Origin of the sequence: Pseudoalteromonas espejiana DSM 9414 (assembly GCF_002221525.1) — a bacterium.
GTDB lineage: Bacteria > Pseudomonadota > Gammaproteobacteria > Enterobacterales > Alteromonadaceae > Pseudoalteromonas > Pseudoalteromonas espejiana.
In genome coordinates this window covers 3,354,128-3,374,096 of sequence record NZ_CP011028.1, presented here as the reverse complement: position 1 = coordinate 3,374,096, position 19,969 = coordinate 3,354,128, and the positions used below count along the sequence as shown (strand labels likewise).

General features: G+C 40.4%; 23 protein-coding genes. 11 read left to right on the top strand and 12 right to left on the bottom strand.

Annotation, left to right across the window (positions count from 1 at the left end):
* Position 1 precedes the first annotated feature (1 nt).
* Positions 2 to 502: a prolyl-tRNA synthetase associated domain-containing protein gene (locus tag PESP_RS15330; RefSeq protein WP_089348807.1), complete on the top strand. Its 501-nt coding sequence runs from the start codon at positions 2 to 4 to the stop codon at positions 500 to 502.
* Here the strand turns inward: PESP_RS15330 and PESP_RS15325 are convergent.
* Entirely contained in the window at positions 469 to 1,614 is a 1,146-nt protein-coding gene (locus PESP_RS15325) for an MFS transporter (RefSeq protein ID WP_089348806.1), read from the bottom strand. The genes PESP_RS15330 and PESP_RS15325 overlap by 34 nt on opposite strands.
* 199 nt (positions 1,615 to 1,813) lie before the next feature.
* Here PESP_RS15325 and PESP_RS15320 point away from each other — a divergent pair, with 199 nt between their 5' ends.
* From PESP_RS15320 to PESP_RS15305, 4 genes are all read left to right on the top strand, one after another.
* Complete coding sequence (locus tag PESP_RS15320; protein ID WP_089348805.1) at positions 1,814 to 2,353, top strand: DUF2058 domain-containing protein; 540 nt, start codon at positions 1,814 to 1,816, stop codon at positions 2,351 to 2,353.
* A 157-nt stretch (positions 2,354 to 2,510) separates the two neighbouring features.
* The gene (locus PESP_RS15315; protein ID WP_089348804.1) at positions 2,511 to 2,834 is read left to right on the top strand and encodes a c-type cytochrome; all 324 of its coding nucleotides are present in this window, start codon (positions 2,511 to 2,513) and stop codon (positions 2,832 to 2,834) included.
* Positions 2,835 to 3,004: 170 nt separating this feature from the next.
* Complete coding sequence (locus PESP_RS15310; RefSeq protein WP_089348803.1) at positions 3,005 to 3,772, top strand: class II aldolase/adducin family protein; 768 nt, start codon at positions 3,005 to 3,007, stop codon at positions 3,770 to 3,772.
* A gap of 9 nt (positions 3,773 to 3,781) precedes the next feature.
* Positions 3,782 to 4,957 (top strand): mandelate racemase/muconate lactonizing enzyme family protein, encoded by a 1,176-nt coding sequence (locus PESP_RS15305; RefSeq protein ID WP_089348802.1) that lies wholly within the window; start codon positions 3,782 to 3,784, stop codon positions 4,955 to 4,957.
* A gap of 91 nt (positions 4,958 to 5,048) precedes the next feature.
* Here the strand turns inward: PESP_RS15305 and PESP_RS15300 are convergent, their stop codons facing one another.
* The 8 genes from PESP_RS15300 to zapB all read right to left on the bottom strand — a co-directional run bounded on the left by PESP_RS15300 (position 5,049) and on the right by zapB (position 10,751).
* Positions 5,049 to 5,414 (bottom strand): hypothetical protein, encoded by a 366-nt coding sequence (locus PESP_RS15300; RefSeq protein ID WP_089348801.1) that lies wholly within the window; start codon positions 5,412 to 5,414, stop codon positions 5,049 to 5,051.
* A gap of 42 nt (positions 5,415 to 5,456) precedes the next feature.
* Positions 5,457 to 6,296: an amidohydrolase family protein gene (locus PESP_RS15295; RefSeq protein ID WP_089349190.1), complete on the bottom strand. Its 840-nt coding sequence runs from the start codon at positions 6,294 to 6,296 to the stop codon at positions 5,457 to 5,459.
* Positions 6,297 to 6,306: 10 nt separating this feature from the next.
* Positions 6,307 to 7,035, bottom strand: a complete 729-nt coding sequence (locus PESP_RS15290) for an SDR family NAD(P)-dependent oxidoreductase (RefSeq protein WP_089348800.1) — start codon at positions 7,033 to 7,035, stop codon at positions 6,307 to 6,309.
* Between the two features lie 26 nt (positions 7,036 to 7,061).
* On the bottom strand, positions 7,062 to 7,550 hold the full coding sequence (locus PESP_RS15285) for an FKBP-type peptidyl-prolyl cis-trans isomerase (RefSeq protein WP_089348799.1): 489 nt from the start codon (positions 7,548 to 7,550) through the stop codon (positions 7,062 to 7,064).
* Positions 7,551 to 7,618: 68 nt separating this feature from the next.
* Positions 7,619 to 9,082 carry a LysM peptidoglycan-binding domain-containing protein gene (locus PESP_RS15280; RefSeq protein ID WP_371862734.1) on the bottom strand — a complete coding sequence of 488 codons (1,464 nt, stop codon included), beginning with the start codon at positions 9,080 to 9,082 and terminating at the stop codon, positions 7,619 to 7,621.
* Positions 9,083 to 9,133: 51 nt separating this feature from the next.
* Positions 9,134 to 10,156: an MBL fold metallo-hydrolase gene (locus tag PESP_RS15275; protein WP_089348798.1), complete on the bottom strand. Its 1,023-nt coding sequence runs from the start codon at positions 10,154 to 10,156 to the stop codon at positions 9,134 to 9,136.
* 62 nt (positions 10,157 to 10,218) lie between these two features.
* Positions 10,219 to 10,521, bottom strand: coding sequence for a cell division protein ZapA (locus tag PESP_RS15270; protein WP_004587640.1), 303 nt, complete (start codon positions 10,519 to 10,521; stop codon positions 10,219 to 10,221).
* A complete protein-coding gene (gene zapB, locus PESP_RS15265; RefSeq protein WP_024031454.1) occupies positions 10,521 to 10,751 on the bottom strand; it encodes a cell division protein ZapB in 231 nt (76 codons plus the stop codon). Before zapB ends, PESP_RS15270 begins: the two co-directional genes overlap by 1 nt.
* A 237-nt stretch (positions 10,752 to 10,988) precedes the next feature.
* Here zapB and PESP_RS15255 point away from each other — a divergent pair, with 237 nt between their 5' ends.
* A complete protein-coding gene (locus PESP_RS15255) occupies positions 10,989 to 11,828 on the top strand; it encodes a 23S rRNA (adenine(2030)-N(6))-methyltransferase RlmJ (protein WP_089348796.1) in 840 nt (279 codons plus the stop codon).
* A gap of 392 nt (positions 11,829 to 12,220) precedes the next feature.
* Here the strand turns inward: PESP_RS15255 and PESP_RS15250 are convergent, their stop codons facing one another.
* The 3 genes from PESP_RS15250 to PESP_RS15240 all read right to left on the bottom strand — a co-directional run bounded on the left by PESP_RS15250 (position 12,221) and on the right by PESP_RS15240 (position 14,547).
* Positions 12,221 to 13,036 carry an META domain-containing protein gene (locus PESP_RS15250; RefSeq protein WP_089348795.1) on the bottom strand — a complete coding sequence of 272 codons (816 nt, stop codon included), beginning with the start codon at positions 13,034 to 13,036 and terminating at the stop codon, positions 12,221 to 12,223.
* 116 nt (positions 13,037 to 13,152) lie between these two features.
* The gene (locus tag PESP_RS15245) at positions 13,153 to 13,719 is read right to left on the bottom strand and encodes a PhnA domain-containing protein (protein WP_089348794.1); all 567 of its coding nucleotides are present in this window, start codon (positions 13,717 to 13,719) and stop codon (positions 13,153 to 13,155) included.
* A 69-nt stretch (positions 13,720 to 13,788) separates the two neighbouring features.
* Positions 13,789 to 14,547, bottom strand: a complete 759-nt coding sequence (locus PESP_RS15240; RefSeq protein WP_089348793.1) for a substrate-binding periplasmic protein — start codon at positions 14,545 to 14,547, stop codon at positions 13,789 to 13,791.
* A 157-nt stretch (positions 14,548 to 14,704) separates the two neighbouring features.
* On the opposite strand from PESP_RS15240, the gene PESP_RS15235 reads away from it, so the two are divergent.
* The 5 genes from PESP_RS15235 to PESP_RS15215 all read left to right on the top strand — a co-directional run bounded on the left by PESP_RS15235 (position 14,705) and on the right by PESP_RS15215 (position 19,967).
* Positions 14,705 to 15,970 carry an EAL and HDOD domain-containing protein gene (locus PESP_RS15235; protein ID WP_089348792.1) on the top strand — a complete coding sequence of 422 codons (1,266 nt, stop codon included), beginning with the start codon at positions 14,705 to 14,707 and terminating at the stop codon, positions 15,968 to 15,970.
* Between the two features lie 2 nt (positions 15,971 to 15,972).
* The gene (locus PESP_RS15230; RefSeq protein WP_089348791.1) at positions 15,973 to 16,581 is read left to right on the top strand and encodes a paraquat-inducible protein A; all 609 of its coding nucleotides are present in this window, start codon (positions 15,973 to 15,975) and stop codon (positions 16,579 to 16,581) included.
* Between the two features lie 63 nt (positions 16,582 to 16,644).
* Complete coding sequence (locus PESP_RS15225; protein ID WP_245852093.1) at positions 16,645 to 17,004, top strand: hypothetical protein; 360 nt, start codon at positions 16,645 to 16,647, stop codon at positions 17,002 to 17,004.
* A gap of 100 nt (positions 17,005 to 17,104) precedes the next feature.
* A complete protein-coding gene (locus tag PESP_RS15220; RefSeq protein WP_089348790.1) occupies positions 17,105 to 18,454 on the top strand; it encodes a TolC family protein in 1,350 nt (449 codons plus the stop codon).
* On the top strand, positions 18,444 to 19,967 hold the full coding sequence (locus PESP_RS15215) for an efflux RND transporter periplasmic adaptor subunit (protein ID WP_089348789.1): 1,524 nt from the start codon (positions 18,444 to 18,446) through the stop codon (positions 19,965 to 19,967). The genes PESP_RS15220 and PESP_RS15215 overlap by 11 nt, the downstream gene beginning before the upstream one ends.
* The last annotated feature ends 2 nt before the right edge of the window (positions 19,968 to 19,969 follow it).

Below are 19,969 nucleotides of genomic sequence, written 5' to 3'. Positions count from 1 at the left end.
CATGTTGGCCGATAAAGCAAAGCTTGCGCAAGTATTAGCGCAACTAGAAATTAGTTACGATGTAATAGAGCATCCTGCGCTGCATACGAGTTTAGATGCCGATGCATTTATGGTAAAGCGCCCTGGCACGCGGCTTAAAAACTTATTTTTACGTGATAACGAAGGTAAAAAGCACTTTTTAGTGATCACCGCTCACGATAAACAGCTTGATTTAAAAACCTTGTCTAAGCAGCAGGGGCTTTCTCGATTAGGGTTTGCATCAAACGAGCGCCTAGCACGATATTTAAAAGTGCAGCCAGGTTGTGTATCTATGCTGGCCTTAGCAAACGATAAGCAAAATGAAGTGACGCTATGGCTTGACCAAGATATTTGGTTTAATGCGCTTTTTCATTGCCATCTATTTGAAAACACACAAACATGGCTGCTTACTAAAAACGATTTAAACACCTTTTTTAGTCATACAGGGCATCAGCCTCGGGTTGTATTTTTACCTTCAAGATAACCCCACATAACCAAAGAAAATCCCACGATACACACACTCAGTAAACACAGCATAAATGCTGTTTGCCCTGAGTGTTGGTACACCACGCCCGGTAACAATGAGCCAAGCGCTCCGCCACTGTAATAAAACGATACATAACCACCATTAGTCACGCTTGCTGGGGCCTTGCTTATTTTATTAACTAAGGGGGCTGCACTTGAATGAATAACAAACATGGCGGCGCAAAACAGCGTAAAGGCGATTAAAAAAACGCTTAGCTGGTGGCTTATAAGTAATAAAATACTCACGTTATAAATAATAAATACCGCGGCCAGTAAATGCCAGGGCGAGGGAGCTTTTTTAGCAAGCCAAGGCGTTGCAACAGATGCTAAAGCACCAATTAAGTAACCGCTGTACACTAAGCCTATGTCGCGAGTGTTGGTAATTAAAAACGTGTTTTGCAAAATAAACGGAAGGTAATTAAGTAGTGCTGCAAAACAAAAAAACATACAAAATACGGCGCCATATAATTTTAGTACCGAGCCATTTTTAAGCTGTTTTATGTAACCTAAAGGAGAAAGCATAGGTTGCTTAGCTTTTATAAAGCCTTGCGGTTTAATACTAAGTGCAAGCCCAATAAGGGCAAAGGCAATAACATAATAAAAACTTTGCCAGTGCCATAAATCGCTAAATAATGCGGCTAAAACACGGCCAAAGTAACCACCTGCTATGGTACTGCCTATATAAAAGGTCATATTTTTTTGTAGCGTATCGTTACTGTAGCTGGTGCCAATGTAGCTGGTCATGGCGGTTAGTGCAGCAGGCAGCGTTAGGCCTTGTAAAAACCGCACTAAAAGTAACAGCTTAAAGCTAGGTGCAAGCGTAAATAATAGGCAGCTTAGGCCTAAAAAAATCATTGCTATACGCAGTATTTTTAACGGGTTACGTTTAGCTAAAAACAACCCATATAAAAAAGGGGCAATTGCTAAAGGCAACATAGTAGCGGTCATTAAACTGCCAGCAACGGCTGGCAATACATTAAACTCGCGTGCAAATAAACTAAGTAAAGGCTGCGGCGCATATAGCACAAAAAATATAAATACGGAGCAAATAAGTAGATGAGGCAAACGCATTGCAAGGCTTAGTATATATGCTGATAAGTTAAACAGAGTATATTAAAAATAGTATATATTTCATATGCTAAAACACTCTAGTTTGCGTTAAATCAGGGTTTGTAATTACGCGTTTGCTAGATTAATGCTAATAGCACTGTTATTTGTACTCGTTGGTGATTAAAATAAACCTAATATAAGTTTTTAGTGGAACAAAGCCATGGGTTCATTACAAGACCAATTGCTGCAAGCAGGGTTAACAACATCGCATAAAGCAAAAGTTGCTAAATCAGAAAAGCGTAAGCAACAAAAAAAGCAAAAGAAAGGGGCTACAAGTAACCCTAGCGATCTGCAAAAGCACATACAGCAAACTAAACTTGAGCAGCAAAAAAAGGCTGAAGAGCTTAATCAGTCTCGCCAAAGTGAATTAAAACAACGTGAGCAAGTGGCGCGCGTTAAACAAATACTTGAGCACCATAACCAAGACTCTATTCGTGGTGAGCGTACTTTTAACTTTACTTACGATAATAAAGTGAAAGGAATAGACGTAAACGAAAAAACCCAAAAGGCACTTTCGGGCGGCCGTTTAGCAATATGTGTGCTAGAAGGGCAGTTTTACGTACTTGACGACGAGCCGGCACGTAAAGTGGCAGAAGTGGACGAGCAATACATTGTTTTTCATGTTGAACCAGAAAACAAACCAAAAGATGAAGACGACCCGTACGCCGACTTTGAAGTGCCAGATGATTTAGTGTGGTAAGTGGCTGTTCATTATTATTTGCTAAAGTAAGTAATGGTGAGCTAAACGTAGTCGTGTTTGATCGCCTAACGTAAATTGATACGTATGCTTTTTATTAGATTGTTTACTACAATCAATAGACTATTTTTCTAACCGTCAAAAAAGAAGAGTAAATACAATGAGCAAGATGAAAACACTAATAGTAGGCGCGGGTATTAGTTTAGCCGCAAGTTTTTCGTTTAATGCAGCAGCTGCTGATGGCGAAGCCCTTTATACTCAAAAAATGTGTCAAACATGTCACGGTGCTGAAGGTAAAGCGCCAATTATGGGTGCATACCCAAAAATTAATGGTCAAAACAAAGACTATTTAGTTGCGCAAATGAAAGATATTAAATCGGGTGCACGCAGTAATGGCATGACTATGGCAATGAAAGCTATGGTAGCCTCAGTGACTGATGAAGAGTTTGAAGCAATTGCTGATTACCTTTCTAAAGTAAAATAATATACCGCGTGTATAGTACGTTTTTATCTAATTAAGATATTACGTCACCTTAATACAGCCACACACATGTGTGGCTGTTTTGTTTGTGTTTGCTATAAAATTAATACTGCTTTAGACTTCTAAACATCTATTCGTACCTGTGTTGTTGTACGTATTTTAAAAGGCTTATTATGTTTGATTTACCCCAACTCGATTTAAAAAATAAAGTGTCGGAGCAAGAGTGGCAATTACGTGTTGATTTAGCGGCTTGTTACCGCTTAGTTGATCATTTTCGATGGGGAGATTTAATTTACACGCACTTATCGGCGCGCTTGCCTGGCACGGATCACTATCTTGTAAATGCCTTTGGTTTAACCTTTGATGAGGTAACTGCATCTAACTTAGTAAAGGTTGATTTAAACGGTAATATAATTGACGACACACCTCTTAGCATTAACCCTGCGGGTTTTACAATACACAGCGCAATTCATGAAGTACGTGAAGACGCACACTGTGTTATTCATTTACACACCAAAGAAACCATCGCAGTTGCTACTCAAAAAAATGGCTTATTGCCGCTGAGCCAGTATTCTATGTTTTCATTGCCATCACTTTCGTATCATGGTTATGAAGGGCTTGCAGTAAATGATGATGAGCGCAAAGTACTACAAGATGATTTAGGTAGCACCAATCATATGTTGTTAGTCAATCACGGTGGCCTAACAGTAGGGCCAACCGTAGGCGATGCATTTATGCGTTTTTATGATTTACAGCGCGCCTGCGAAATACAATTAGCCCTTCAAGCCAGCTCGCAAGAAGCTATACCTGTACCGCAGCCAATAATCGATAATATTTATAACCAAGCTAACGTTGTACACAGTGGTAGCACAGGTGGACAGCTAGCTTGGCCTGCTATGTTACGTAAAGCGTACCGACTTGATCCCAGTTTTGCTAATTAAGGAATTTTAATGAAAGTAAATCGCGTAGAAGTATTTGATATTCATTGCCCTGAGCGCCCAGCATGGACGCCTGTGTTTGTTCGTATTCATACTGATGAAGGTATTAGCGGTGTTGGCGAAGCGGGCCTTGCCTACGACTTAGGCCATAGCGCAGCCGCTGCAATGATAAAAGAAATGGCCGATGCATTTTTAATTGGCCACGACCCTTTTCAAACTGAAAAGTTATGGTCGCGTATGTTGCGCGAAAGCTTTTGGGGTTTAGGTGGCGGCCCTGTGGTTTATGCTGCAATGAGTGCAATTGATACCGCACTTTGGGATATTAAAGGTAAAGCACTCGGCTTACCTGTATACCAATTACTAGGCGGCAAAGTTAACGACAAGCTTCGTACTTACGCATCGCAGTTGCAGTTTGACTGGGATAGCGAGTTTAAAGCACTTGTACAACCACAAGAATATGCCGAAGCCGCTTTAAAAGCGATTGCTGAAGGTTACGATGCGGTAAAAGTTGACCCTATTCAGTACGATAAAGACGGTAATACGTATTATGATCGTACTAAAATTATTTCACGTGCAGAAATGAAGTTATATCGTGCACGTATGCAAGCTATACGTGAAGCTGTGGGCGACGAAGTAGATATTATTTTTGAATGTCATAGTTTACCGGGTGCTACTTCGGCAATTCAAATTGGCGAAATAGCCGAAGAATTTGACTGTATGTATTACGAGGAGCCGGTTAATTACTTAAACCACTCTTTACATGCAAAAGTAGCCGACAAAGTAGCCGTGCCTATTGCCGGTGGCGAGCGTTTATACAACCGTTGGGGTGTGCGTCCGTATTTAGAAGATCAAAGCATTGACGTACTACAGCCTGATATTGGTTTATGTGGTGGCTTTACCGAAACCAAAAAAGTGTGTGACTATGCCGATATTTTTGATGTGCGCATTCAGGCGCATGTGTGTGGCGGCCCAGTAGCTACTGCGGCTTCACTGCATTTAGAAACCGCTATTCCTAACTTTTTGATTCATGAGCACCATACCTACGCAATTAAAAAGTGGAACCGTGAGCTGTGTTTACAAGACCCACAACCAAAAAATGGTTTCTTTGAAGTATCAGAAGAGCCTGGGCTAGGTATTGAGCTAAATGATGATATTGTTATGCGCTCACAACGTGTAGAAATTAAATAACGTTAATTAGCAACAATAACATATTTAAAAGAAAGGCCGGTAAGTGATAGCTCACTTACCGGCCTTTTTATATGCGTTACAATACAGGGTTCTACAGGTTTATTTTGCATGTAACGTGTTTAATTTCTGCCGTGGCTTTACTATCGAGGTGACGTACGTAACAACGCTGCGCTTTAATCATAAGCTCAAATTGATCAGGAAAGTTAAGCTGCTCATTAACGCTAGCATCGCTGCGTTTAGAATTTTTGAGGGTAAATGTGCTGGTATTTAAAAATACATCGTTATCTAGGCTAACGTTTTTAATATGCATTAAGCGTTCTATAACCTGCTCTACAGCTTTACTGTTGGGCTCGCTAAGTAAGGCATGATGTAATTTAGGAGTCGGCTCATTATTTGAGGCGCAACCACTTATTAATATTAAAGTGCTTAGGAGTGTAAATACTAATTTTAACTTCATAATAGTGGCCGCAGTTTAGTGAGTGATTAAATTTAATCATACCTATATATGATAAAAATGCTTAGCGTTTGAATAGCTAAGGTGGTGCCATATTTTATCTGAGTTACATAAGGCTTTATGTTTATGCCATACATTATTATATGTTGAGTTTATTTGGCACACCGGAAAATTACTCGCAAATAAAATACGCTGCTCGCCAAAGTGTTTAAAAATATAATTAAAGCAGTGTGTTAATTGCTGCTCATTTAACGATAAAAGCTCAAACCCAGAAAACTTAATTGCAATATTACTTTGTGCGCTGAGTAGCTCAATACTTTGCTGCCATTGTGCTAGGTTACACGGTAAACCTGCATGGTTTATCATAATTTTTAGCTGCGGTAATTGCTTGGCATAGCGTGCAAGCTGAGCAGCTACGAGTGTGTTTTCAAGTTCAAACTGGGCTTCAAAATGTATGCCTTGCTGGCTAAGTAATTGCAAGTTGCTAAAGCAGTTAGGGTTAAGTAAACGTGCGGCGTCGTTACCTTCCGTTATATCTCTTATGCCCATTAAGTTAGGGTGTTTAAGTGCATTAATAGCGCGTGTAAACTCATCTATTGAGGCGTCTATTTGTGTGTAGCTAATGGCTTTAAATGACAGGCTTTTTAAATGAGTAGATAACCAATTAAGCTCATTAATGGGTGAGTGGTTATCAAACCCAGCTTCAATATGTACAATTCCTGCAAGTTCAAAGTCGGTACTTTTAACAAGTTGCTCAGCACTTACAGGTTGTTTTATTTTATCTAAATTTGGCCATGCTGGTGGGTTTTCACCTTGTAGCCAAGTATATTGCCCCTGGGCAAGGTTAAAAAAATGCACATGGGGGTCAATAATTTTTAGGCTCATTGGCACGGTCTCATTGCGTTGTGTAGCCGCCATCAATACTTTGTAGGCTGCCAGTTATAAAGCTTGCATCATCGCTTGCTAAAAAGCTAACAAGTGCTGCTACTTCATCAGCTTGGCCTAGTCGGTTAAGAGGCTGTAGGCTTGCTTCTTCTGCCACTATATCGGCCTTATTAGCGCCACTTTTACTGCAATACGCATCTATTGCGTTATGAAAAAGAGGGGTCTCTATAGTCCCTGGGCACACTGCATTAGCGCGAATATTAAATAGCGCGTAATCAAGCGCCGTTGTTTTAGCCATTGAGGCAAGGGCGTGCTTTGTAAGGTTATACGCAAACGAGTTAGGTTTACCAATAATTGCCTGATCGGAGGCAACTAAAATAATTGCGCCGCTGTTTTGCGCTTTCATGCTAGGGAGCACACTTTGCAGCGCAGCGTAGGCACCTTTAACATTAAGCGCAAAAAGTTCGTCAAAGGTTTGCTCATCGGTGTTCTCTATTGTCGCATTTAAGTGTTTTCCTGCGTTAGAAACAAGTATATCTATAGTGGGGCTTTGCTCACAAATGGCATTTATACACGCCTTTACTGCGCTTACGTTACTTACATCGCATTGATGAAATACACCAAATTCACTTGGCTCAATATCAAGGTTATGCACTGTATAACCGCTTTCAATAAAACGTTTTACAACGGCTAAACCAATGCCTTTTGTACCGCCAGTAACAATCGCAACCTTAGACATACATGCTCCTAATTTAAAGTGGGTGACTAGTGAGAGTGACCGCAGCCGCCTTCAGCGTGAACATGGCCATGCGAAATTTCTTCGCTGGTTGCTTCACGTACCGATACAATTTCAACGTCAAATGTCAGCGTTTTACCAGCAAATGGGTGGTTTAAATCGCAATCAGCATTAAAGCGGCCTACTTTTACAAGTGTTACCTGATGCTGCCCTTGGTTTGAATGCACCATCGCAGTCATGCCTGCTTTCCATACTTTAACGTCACCTTGTAAGTGTTTAAGTGGTATACGCTGAATTAAGTCATCAACACGTTCACCGTAAGACTCGCTTGGCTCAAGGGTTACGCTAAATTTTTCGCCAGCTGTTTTACCTTCAAGGGCTTTTTCTAAACCTGGAAGCATGCCTTCGCCGCCGTGAATGTAGCTAAGTGCTGCTTCGTTTACGCTGCTTTCTATTTGCTCGCCCGCTTCGCTTAATGTGTAGTGAAATTCAACCGCTGAATTTTTGCTAATTTGCATGCTTGTCTCTTTTACGTTTTTGACTATGTTAAAGGGCGATTTTACGCGAATTACCTGCGTTTATAAACTCAACGAGGTTGAATTAATGACTTTTGTAGGTCGTGTAGTAGGTCTTGTTTTTTCAAAGGGGCTTTAGGTTTTTCAGCCTGAGGGATAAATAGTGTTAATTGTGTACCAGGCTTTAAAATGCTTGATGCACTGAGATTGTTCCATTTTGCTAAATCGCTGTGAGGAACTTCGTAAAGTTGGCTTATGCTCCATAGGCTATCACCTTGTTTTACTTCGTAATCTATTTCAAGTGTAGGGATCACCACCTCTTGTGGCTCTAGGTACGGACTTATTTGATAATCAACCGTCAGCGATTCAGGTAATGTTTTAGGTTGCCCTACCAGCAGTTTCTCGCCTATGCCTATCATATTGGTTTGTTTTTCGTTTAGTTGCTTGAGCGCTTTTACCGACATGCTAAAGCGCCTTGCGATGCTGTACAACGTATCGTTTTTTTTCACTATGTATTCGCCAGCAAAATTAGATTTAAAAAATTGGCTTTTTAATAAAGCATCTTGGCCAATAGGTAATAGCAGCGAGTGGGGCCCATTGGGCGAACTTTGGTTTTTTAAATACCCTTGGTTAAGTGCATGTAGCTGTTTTGACCCCACACCAGAGAGCTTTGCAATAACCGAAAAATCAAATTGCTGACCTACGTTCATTTGCGTTGTTATAGGTTTATTAGCAAGCTTAGGGCGCTTAAAGCCTTTTTGTGGGTGTTTAACCAAATAGCTAAGTGCTAATAATTTGGGCACGTAGTCGGCGGTTTCTTTTGGTAGTTTTAACGAGAAGTAATCGGTGCTTTTACCGCGTTTTTTATTGCTTTCTATAGCGCGCTTTACGCGGCCCTCACCACTATTGTAGGCGGCCAGTGCATGTAGCCAATCGCCATCAAAGCGTTTATGTAAATAGCTTAAATACTCAAGTGCGGCATCGGTTGAGGCTAATACATCTTGGCGTCCATCGTACCAGTGATCAGATTTAACGCCAAAATGATGCGCCGTAGCCCCCACCAACTGCCATACCCCTACTGCTTGCTGAGATGAGGCAATTGTTGGTCTAAAGTCACTTTCTACAAAAGGAAGTAGGGCAAGCTCCATAGGCAGGCGTTTTTGCTCTATTTTTTTTACAATATGGTACAGATAAGGCGCAGCGCGCTTATTAACGGTAGGCAAATAGTTAGGTTGCTTTAAATACCAATTAATACGTTTTTTTAAAGCGCGATTTTGATAAACCGTAAAATGCAGGTTATTAGCAATGTGAACCCACAAATTAGTTGGCTTTGCAGGGCGTTTTTTTACAATCGTTTTTTTTACTTTAGGCAAAGGCTGCGTAGTTGCCAAGCTTACTTGCTCTGACTTACTCGGTTCAAACTCGGTTTGGCTTTCGTAGCTTGGCTCAAAGTGAGTAAAAATTTGCGGCGCATCAGCAGGCTCAGGCTTTTGCGAAGTGCTACAACCTAGCATAAAAATAAATACACAACTCATTAGCAATCCGCGCATTATCATCTCTTTTATAAATACCTTTATGTTTTAACACTATTCCGTGTGCTGAGTAAGTTGGGCGCGTTTAAGCCCTGCTTGTAAAAATAATTGGCTCGACTTTGTATTGAGCGCTTCTTGTTTATAGGGTTTTAATACATTTTTAGGGAATGTATCTATAAGTTGTTCAAGCGTATGTTTTTGATTATTTTTAACATGTGTTGAAAGCGAGGTTAAAAATAATAAAGGCTGTTTAAGCTGCTCTTTTTTAAGCGCCCCGCCGTGGCCGGGAAGTATTGTACGCAAATTGCTCTGATTAATATAGCGCTCAAGTAAGGCTTGCCAGTTTTGCAGTTCGCCATGGCCTGGGTATGGCAGCCAATCAACAATATCGCCACCAATGAGTAAGCTGCCGTTGTTTGTAGTTAGGGTTAAATCACCATTAGTGTGCGCCTGCTCTGGGTTTATTTGAACGTTAAAGTTGCCTAAATCTATCGTTTTTTGTTGGCTAATAGCTGTAAGTGGTTTATTTAAGCTAAATGTTTTCCAGCGTAAAAAACGTTGTTTTGCAAGGCTAAGCTTTTCTCGCCATTGTGTTTGCTCTTGCGTCGGGAGTGTGGCTAATCGTTGATAGCTCAGTTCAATGCTTTTTTCATACCCAGCGAGTTTGTCTTGGTAGGCTTTTTGGTAAATTGTAAAGTCATCTGCGACTTGTTTGTGCACAATTAGCTGCGCTTTGGGAAAAGCATGTTGTAGCACTGCCATGCCAAGTAAATGATCATCATGAAAATGTGTAGCAACCAAATAACATAATGGGGTTTTAAGGTGCTTTTTTAGCTGTTCTGCCAGTGCTTCAACCGCTGCAAAGTTACCGCTAGCATCAACCATTAGGGCACATTTTTCGCCTTCTATCAGCACTTGGTTAGAGTCGTAAAAGCGCAGCTTATCTTGCTGTTTTAAAAAATGAATATTATCGTTTACTTGTTGCCAAGTAACCGCTGCAAAACTTGTTTGAGAATAGACACTAAGCGTTAAAAAAAGGGCGGGGATAACGTTTAAAAAGAGGGCGTTTAACTTCATTGTGTATCTCTGTGCGGCGTTGTAGATACATTATAATAAACAAAAAGCGCACTGGGCGCTTTTTATTTTTTTATTGGGTCACTCGCCAAGCATTGGCTAAGTTTATCAATGAGTTGATCTTGCTGCTGTTGCTCAACACTGGCATGGGTTTTAGCTTCTAATAACTCATGGCTTAGTGTGAGTGCTGCTAAAAGTATTGCTTGTTGTTCGTTGCGAACAGATGAGCGTTGCTTTGTTTGCTCAACCAAGTCATTTAAATTTTGTGCTGCTGCTATTAATGCATCTTCTTGCCCTACAGGGCATGCAAACTGCTGCTCTTTACCTAGCAACTCAACTGTGACCCGCTGGTTTTGCAGCTCAGACATTAGCTTGCCTGTTGTGCGCTTTGCAGTTTATCAAGTAAGCCAGTTAACGTAGAGCTAGCATCTTTTTGCTTTTCTTCGTTTTCTAATGCTTCTAGTTGTAAAATTTCGTTTTCATCACTTAGTTTTGCGTTTTGCTCTTTTAAGCTAGCAACATCAGTTTGTAATTGGTTGTTGCGCTCGATTAGTGAGTCAATCAGTTGTTCGAGTTGTTGAAGAGTTGTGTTGTTCATAAAGGCGCTCATATAACTGTAATTAATGTCATGCAAATGTAAAGCAAAGTGTATTGTTTTGCCAGCATTTACGGCGGTTTTAGCTGATTTTTATTGTTTATTAAGTGATAATTCAGGGAGCGGGCTTTTTCGTTCAGAAATGGTTCACTTAACTTATCGCCAAGCGGTGTATAGGTTGCCAAAATACAGTGCTTATGGTTCACTGCCGATATTAATTGCGTATAGCGAAAATTAACAATGCTTAGTTACAGACACTCTTTTCATGCAGGTAACCCTGCCGATGTGCTTAAACATTTAGTACTTGCACAGGTACTTCAATACCAAACAATAAAAGACAAACCACTCGACTACATAGATACTCACTCAGGTGCAGGCTTTTTTGAGTTGAGCTCATCAGATGCGCAAAAAACACAAGAATACAAAGATGGCATTGCTAAACTTTGGCAACATACCAGTGAGCATGCAGCACTAAACGATTATATTGAATTAATTAAATCGTTCAACGAATCTGACGATTTAGCTTTTTACCCGGGCTCACCAAAAATTGCTGAGCATTACTTACGCCGCCAAGATAAAGGCTGGTTTTTTGAGTTGCATCCGCGCGACTTAGTATTACTTGAAGAAAACATGCAAGGTAAGCGCTCTATCCGTGTAAGAGGCGAAAACGGTTTTGCAGGTTTAATTGCCTTATTGCCACCAGCTTCGCGCCGAGCATGTGTGCTTATTGACCCGCCATACGAAATTAAAGACGATTACGACACAGTAATTAGTACACTGACAAAGGCGCATCAACGTTTTGCTACAGGTACTTACATGATTTGGTATCCTGTTGTAGATAGAGAGCGTATCAATAATATGGAACAAGGCCTTATTGATTCTGGTATGCGTAATATTCAATTATTTGAGCTAGGTACTGAGGCTGATACCGACGTACACGGTATGACCGCATCAGGCATGATAGTAATTAACCCGCCGTGGAAGTTAAAGCAAACAATGGATAACGTGCTACCTGAGTTAGTTAAGCTTTTAAGTAAACCTAGCGGCTTTTATCGAAGCGAGCAGCTAGTAGACGAATAATATGTGGCTGTATTTAAATACGAGCACTAAAAAGCCCAGTTCAACTGGGCTTTTTTATACGTGTGGTTTAGGGCGTGTTGACCTTTGCGGATTGAAGTTTGTTCAATCTAGGGGCGATTAAATCGCGGCGCGAGGTTTGTAATCTAGTGGGCTAAGTAAAAGCCGAGTAAAGCTTCCGCGTCCTGCTCACGCCCCTTACCTACATCCATGTAGGCAACAAAGAGTTTATCGCCCCTAGGCAGAACCCGAAGGGCAGCGCATGTTTGGCATTTATGCTGCGTTATCGCCTATTTATGTGGAATAACCACACTTCATAGGCTCTGCCTTGCCTAAAAACCAAACATGCTGCTGCAAATTCAACCATCAAAGATCAACACGCCCTAGTGTATTTGTTAGTTGAAATACACGGCATTAAACGTTGCAAGTGTGGTGTTACTGCTGTCTTTTAATTGTAAAGACTCACCTGTAATTGCCCAGTTTTTAGTGTTGTTGAGCACGTTTAACATGGCGGTTTCTTGCTCCATGTTTTCTGAGCACATCTTTTTTGTACTGGCTAATTGACTAAATGATATAGATTGTTGCTCTGTGCTATAGCTTCCACTAACACTGTTACACCCTAAAAAGCCGTTAACGCGGTTATCTTTATCTAATTGAATAAATGGCTCTTTGGTTCTAACACTTACTGCTTGCGCATTAATTGTAACGGCTTTCCAGTATGTGTTTGTGAGAGTAACATCGGCTTTTTTCTCTGCGACTTTATCTAGTTCAATTTCGTGAGGAACGCCAGATTGGGCGCTTTTAAATGGGTCGTACTGTGTAGTGCTGGTGTAAAGTACTTTGTCTTTGTTAATTATTCTTGCTGTTAGGCTATAACGGTTTTTGTTATGAATATTATGGGCATCGTAAACTAGCTCCACTGTATACGGAGGGGCTTTATTAATATCAACCACTTGCTGGGTTATTATTTCGGCTGTTACATCGGCTTTTGATACATCAGAAAGCGTAACAATTAGTTGCGAACCTGGGCGTGGTTTACTGCTATCACTATAGTTAACTAGCGTAGTAAGGCCTCTTACGGTTTTTTCTTGTGCTGTGTGTTGAGATTCGTTAACGGGCTTTTCACAGCCGGCTAATGTAAAAGCGCTAAGTGCTAAAAGACCTAGGCTTGATAATGTACGCTTTTGAAACTGAAATTGTTGCTTGGCCATGTTTATGTTCCTTATTCCCATATTAGCAATGAGTGTAGGGGGAAAGAGCTTAATAATGGCTTAATTTTTTTGCATAAAAAAAGGCGCTATTGCGCCTTAGAGTTTATACAAAGCAGTTATTTTTTTACAAATTTAGTTAAAATAACAATACGTTGACCGTCAACTCTCCCTTCAATGTGCTCAGGGTTGCTGGTTAGGCCAATGTTGCGTACTGCAGTGCCTCGTTTAGCGGTTAGGCTGCTGCCTTTTACATCTAAATCTTTTATAAGTGTAACGGTATCGCCTGCTTGAAGTACTACGCCGTTGCTATCAACGTGTTTTATATCGTCATCTTCAGCAAGTGCTTTTTTAGCCCAGGCAAGGGTATCTTCTTCTAGGTAAATCATATCAAGGGCATCTTGTGCCCAGCCATTATCGGCGGCTAAGCGTGCTAACATTCGGTATGCAACAACTTGTACAGCCGGAGTTTGGCTCCACATACTGTCGTTGAGGCAGTGCCAATGGGTTGGTGTAAGCTCGCTATCGTTTTGTATTTGATCTTTACATGTTTGGCATGTGTAAATGCACTTATCAGAGTGGGTTTCTGTAACCGGTGGCACTTCGTAAACAGATAAATTGTCGGTTGCAGCACATAGCTCACATTGGTTGTTGCTACGTTCGATTAGGGCTTTTTCAATACTCATAAGGCTTTCTTATATCAGGAGAGGTTTACATTTGCGCGTATTATACCCTAGCAAACCCATCCTAGGATACTAATCCCTTATAATTTGTGAGGGTATATGTTCAATATACTTATTTTCAATGCTTTTTATAAAGCCACTGCTGTGTAAGTGTTCAAGTGCTTGGTTAACTTTTGGTAGTAAAGCCTTGTGTTTGGCAAGTAAACGCACTCTTAAATACCCATGGGAGTGTTCGGCGCCAAACTCTGTTTTTACATTGAGCTGCTTAGACCAGTAAACCGCGGTGTGTATTCCCATAATGGCAACATCAATACGTTTTCGGGCAAGTGCGAGCATGAGCTCTTTTTCTGAAGGGAAGTCTACTCGATTAAACAGCTCGTCATCATGGTAATAGTAACCTAACACTGTGCCTACGTTTTTACCGTATAGGCTTTGCTTACTTTGAAATTGTGCGACTTGTTCAGGAAGGGCCACTATCATTTCAGTGGCAGGAATGATCGGATCGGAAAAAATAAAACGCGGATTGTTTCGCTCTTTTTCGGGTAACCACTTTAAGGTGATTACATCAAAATCTATATATTCATTTTCTAAGTATTTGGTTATACGTTTAGTTGGTAAATCAACATGGTTTGCAGTGATCTCGGCCTGCGCCATTATAGCTGTTATTACTTCAGGTAAAATACCAGGCTTTAGTGGATTACTGGTGTAAAAAGGGTAATGGTTTCCCGATGCACTGACGTTGTATTTCAGTACAGCAGAATTAGATTTTGCAAAGGCAAAAGTAGCGAGTTGCAAAATAAATAAAGGTAAAAACAATTTTAAAAAAAACAAATAAGTAACCTTTGCTAAACTTTAATTTTGAGTGTTATGCAATTTCGCTGTAATTGCAACACTGGTGCATTATGGCTATATAATTATTATACAAGTTGAATTACAGTGTAGATCTTAATTGTAATAAACAACGTCAAATTTAATAGGTTTAAATTAAGTGAATCCCACTAATATTATTAAAGACGGGCAAAAGCTCACCCAGTTTGTTGCCAGGCAACCCATATTTGATGTTGAGCAAAATGTATTTGCTTACGAGTTGCTTTATCGTGATTCTGCTCATAATGCATTTCCTGTTGGTACATCTGATGAACAAGCTACAAGTCGTTTGTTTTTTAACTCGTTAATGTTACTTGGCCTAGATAAGCTTACGGCACACCAATTAGCGTTTATAAACTTGTCTTCAAGCACTATTTTAGAGAATTTTCCAAAATTACTGGTACCACAAAATAGCGTTATTGAAATTGTCGAACGCACTAATAAAATTGCCGAGGTCGCTAATCGAGTTCAAGAGCTAAAGCAAGAAGGGTATATTTTTGCTTTAGACGATTATGATGGCGATGATAAATGGGAGCCTTTGTTAGTGCATGTTGACTACATCAAAATTGAAATGGACGATGTAGCAATTAAAACAAACATGCGCATAAAAAAAATTAAGCGCGCTAACCCTCATGCCAAAATTATTGTTGAGCGTATTGAAACACATGAGCAGTTTCATTCACTAAAGCAAGCCGGCTGTGATTTATTTCAGGGTTACTTTTTTGCACGCCCAGAGATGATTACCTATAACGGTGTAGAGCCCTCGAAATTAATTGTATTTGATTTACTGCGTTTTACGGCAAAAGCGTCACTTTGCTTTGAAGAAATACATCAGCGAGTTGCACGCGATGTTGCCATTACAGCTCGCGTTTTAAAATTAGCCAATGCGCGCTCAGGAAATACTAACCTTACTATTACGTCTATTTCGCAGGCGGTTGTGTATTTGGGCGAAGATAGCATAAGGCAGTTTGTTCGGGTTTTAGCCTTGAGTGAATTAGGCGTTGAAAAGCCAACTGAACTTACTAAATTAGCGCTTACAAGGGCGCAGTTTATTTTTTTAATGCTTAGGCAAAACGACTCAAAATTATCTGAGCAGGGGTATCTAGTTGGGTTGTTTTCAGTATTAGATGCCATTTTAGATACTGACTTAAAAACCATTGTAAAAGAGTTCTCGCTTGATGCTGTTATTTCAGAGGCGCTATTAAATAACGAAGGAATACTTGGCGAAAGCCTTTTACTAATCAAAGCTTTTGAACTTGATGATATGGACCAGATAGCGAGCTTGATGCCAAAAATTAATAGTGACTTACGCATTGGGCATATTTTTAATTTCGTGCTTGATGCTGTGCTGTATAGTGACGAAATTATTGAGGCTATTTCAGATTAAACATGCGTAATTGGTTATCTATTTTAAGTATTGTTATTGCACTAGGGTTATTGTTTCCAGGTATTACCAAGCCGGTTTTATCTATTGAAGGCAACATTGATAAATCGCAATTAGCCAAAGCTGGCATAGAGATGCTAGCAGAAGAGGGCGATGGCCGTACCCGCAGTATGTTAATGATGTTTTCTAATATGCTCGGGCTAGATAAGCTTGAGGGTGAAATAAGCGCTTACAGTAAAACGCAAAGTATTTGGGGTACCGTTAACGAACTGGCCAGTAATAATAACTTATTTGTTGCGGCATTAGTTGGGCTATTTTCTATTGTGATCCCAAGCTTAAAGCTACTTATGCAGCTACTGTATTGCTGTTTACCATTAAGCGCATTTAAAAATAAATTAGGGGTCGTTATTTGCGCGCTAAGTAAATGGAGCATGGTGGATGTATTTGTTATTGCACTAATAGTGACTTATTTAGCTGGTAACGCACATGGCCAAAGTAACGACTTACTCATTATGCATAGTCGCTTTGGTGAAGGCTTTTGGTATTTTAGTGCGTATTGTATTTTTGCTATTTTAGCCAGCAGCCAGATTAAAACCCCAAGTAAAGAAAATTAATTATTTGAGTTACCTTAGTAACTCAAATATCATTACGGCGCATGTTATTTTAAAGGCTTTGTTTTGCAGCGTTTTAATTCCTCATTTTTACTCGTCGTTATGCTACTCACGTTTGTTGGGCAAGCGGTTGCGTCTGTTTCTGTGGAATGTGAGATGCCGCACATGGGAGCCTCTGCTAGTCATGCAGAGCACCACGCCATGCCAAGTGAGCATACCGATACAATGCAGATGGACTGCTGCGATGAAGAACCTAGCAACAATGATTGCCATTGCCCAATAAATGGCTGTGGCGGTAGCTCTATTTTAACTTACTACGCTATATTTAACGCGTTTGCATTACCTACAGAAAAAGTAACTCAACTCAATTTGGGGGTTGCACTGCCGCCTGCAAGTACCTTGTTTCGCCCTCCTATGTTTGCCTAAATGCAGGATAGGTGTAAATAAAATTTAGGAATTTCCCGCTTAAACGCCTTTTCTGCCTCTTAATTTAAAGTTTTATTTTTAATTTTAGATGGAGCAGGTAATGACCCGCAGAGTATTTTTTAACGCTGTATTACTCAGTAGTAGCTTATTTGGCGCTGTGTTTAATAGCAGTGCAAATAGCGTTGTAGTTACAAATACAACAACACTTAATTTAACCGACACGGTTAATTATGCGCTTAATAACGAGCCTTGGCTTAGTGCTAGCAAACAAAAGCAAATAGCCGCTAAAGCACAAAGTATTGCAGCTGGCACATTGCCAGACCCTGTATTAAGCCTTGGTATGCAAAGCTTACCGGTTAACGGTTATGCGTTTGATCAAGAAAACATGACTCAACTTAAGCTCGATATAAGCCAAAAATTTAGCCGTGGTAATAGTTTAGCGCTAAGTCAGCAGGTTATTAATGAGCAAGTCCAGCAACATCCATGGTTAAGAGCACAACGAAAAGCACAAGTAAAAGCGACCGTAATGGAGTTATGGCTTAATGCATATAGGGCTCAGCAAAGTATTGTCCTTATTAAGCAAGATAAAACCTTATTTACCCAACTTATAGAGGTGACCGAGGCAAGCTACTCAAGCAGCTTAGGTAAAACACGCCAGCAAGATATTATTCGCTCGCAATTAGAGCTCACCCGCCTTGAAGATAAACTTATTGTATTAGCTCAGCAATTAGATGCGGCTAAGCAAGGTTTAGCACAGTGGCTTCCTATGCATTGGTTACAGCGTCCTTTAAGTAATGAGTTTAAAAAGCCCAACCCTTTAATTGATTTTAATAATTTAGCGTTTGATGAATTAATACAATTACTTATGGCCCATCCTGCTATTGTTGCTATAGAGCAAAACGTAACCGCTAAGGTCACGCAAATAAACCTAGCAAAACAAAGTTATAAGCCGCAGTTGGGTGTAAATATGGGGTATGGCTACAGAGCCGATACTCAAGCTGGGGATTCGCGTGCAGATTTACTCTCGGTAGGAGTGAGTGTTGATTTACCGTTATTTACAGATAACAGGCAAGATCAACAAGTTAAAGCGGCTATAGCAAATGCCGAGGCAACAAAAACCGAAAAACGCGTGGCACTGCAAAACTTAAAAGGAATGTACCTTAAAGAATTTAGCCAACTGGCGCGCATAGAACAGCGCAATGCACTTTATCAAAATACATTACTACCACAAATGTCGCAGCAGGCGCAGGCAACTCTAAATGCATATACCCGCGATGATGGTGATTTTTCAGATGTAATGCGAGCGCGTATTAGTGAATTAACCGCCAAAATTGACGCGCTAAATATTCAAATAGATAAACACATTATTATTGCCCGCCTTAATTATTATGCTGCCAGTTTAGATACTGCGGTAATGGCTGAGTTGCAAGGAGATAGCTATGAGTACTAATTTAAAATGCCTTGTGGCGCTGTTAATAGGCGCAGGAATAATGTTTGCAGCGACTAGTTTACTGGTGTATGAGGGGAAGCACAGTCGTGCTGCTGTGCCCAATAAGCAAAATAAACCTTTGTATTGGGTAGCGCCAATGGATAGTAATTACCGGCGCGCAGAGCCTGGGCTTTCACCAATGGGTATGGAGCTGGTTCCTGTTTATGAAAACAATAGCAGCAGTAGCCCAGGTACAGTGACTATCTCCCCACAAGTGATAAACAACTTAGGCGTAAAAACAAGCAAGGTAGAATTTAAAGTTGTGCAAAGTGATATTAAAACCGTGGGGTATGTGCAATACAATCAAGATCAATTAACGCATATTCACCCTCGGGTAGAGGGTTGGGTTGAAACATTATTTGTAAAAGCACAAGGCGAACCGGTTAAAGCGGGCGAGCCATTATATACATTGTATTCTCCGCAACTTGTTAACGCTCAGGAGGAGTTTTTATTAGCAGTAAATAGAAACAATAAAGTGCTAATACGAGCTGCAAAAGCACGGCTTGAATCGCTTAATGTTTCTGCTGGTTTTATTAAACGCTTACAACAAAATAAAAAAGTGATGCAAAACATTACTTTTTACGCTCGCCAAAGTGGCGTACTTGATGAGCTAAATATTCGTGAAGGGTTTTATGTAAAGCCTGGCACTTCTATGATGAGCATCGCTAAGTTAGATGAAGTATGGGTAGAGGCCGAAGTATTTGAGCGCCAAGCAAACCAAGTAACAACGGGCCTACCGGTTACTATGACACTCGATTATGCCAAAGGGCAGCAGTGGCAAGGGGTTGTTGATTATATTTACCCCGCACTTAGCGATAAAAACCGGACCTTACGGGTCAGGCTTCGCTTTGAAAATACGAGTAAGCAACTTAAGCCAAATATGTTTGCACAAGTAAGCATTCACACACAAAGTAATTTACCTCAAATGGTTATTCCTAAGCAGGCACTTATTCGCACGGGTACGCAAAATAGAGTAGTGCTTGCTTTAGGGGAAGGTCACTTTAAATCTGTTGAAGTAAATGTAGGGCAAATTACACAAACCGAAGCCGTTATTGTCTCAGGCATTATGAAAAATGACCTTATAGTAACGGCCGCTCAGTTTTTAATAGATTCTGAGTCGAGTAAAGCATCTGACTTTAAGCGCATGCGCCCAGATAATAAAAATACAACGAATAGCATGGCAAAAATGGATATGCCAAAACAGCAACAAACAGCCATGGTAAATGGAGTCATCAATAATATAAATAAAACCCAGCGATTAATAAATATTAGCCGCGAAGCCATTCCTAAATGGGGGAGAGGGCCCGCTACCATGGACTTTTATGCAGCCAAAGAGCTTGATATTAGTACCTTAAAAGCGAACCAATTAGTGCATTTTACTTTTAGTATTATTGATGGTGAATTTGTAATAAGCCATATTGCTATTATGCCAGACAGTAAAAGCGCTGCTGATCACGCTAAGCACGGGGAATAATT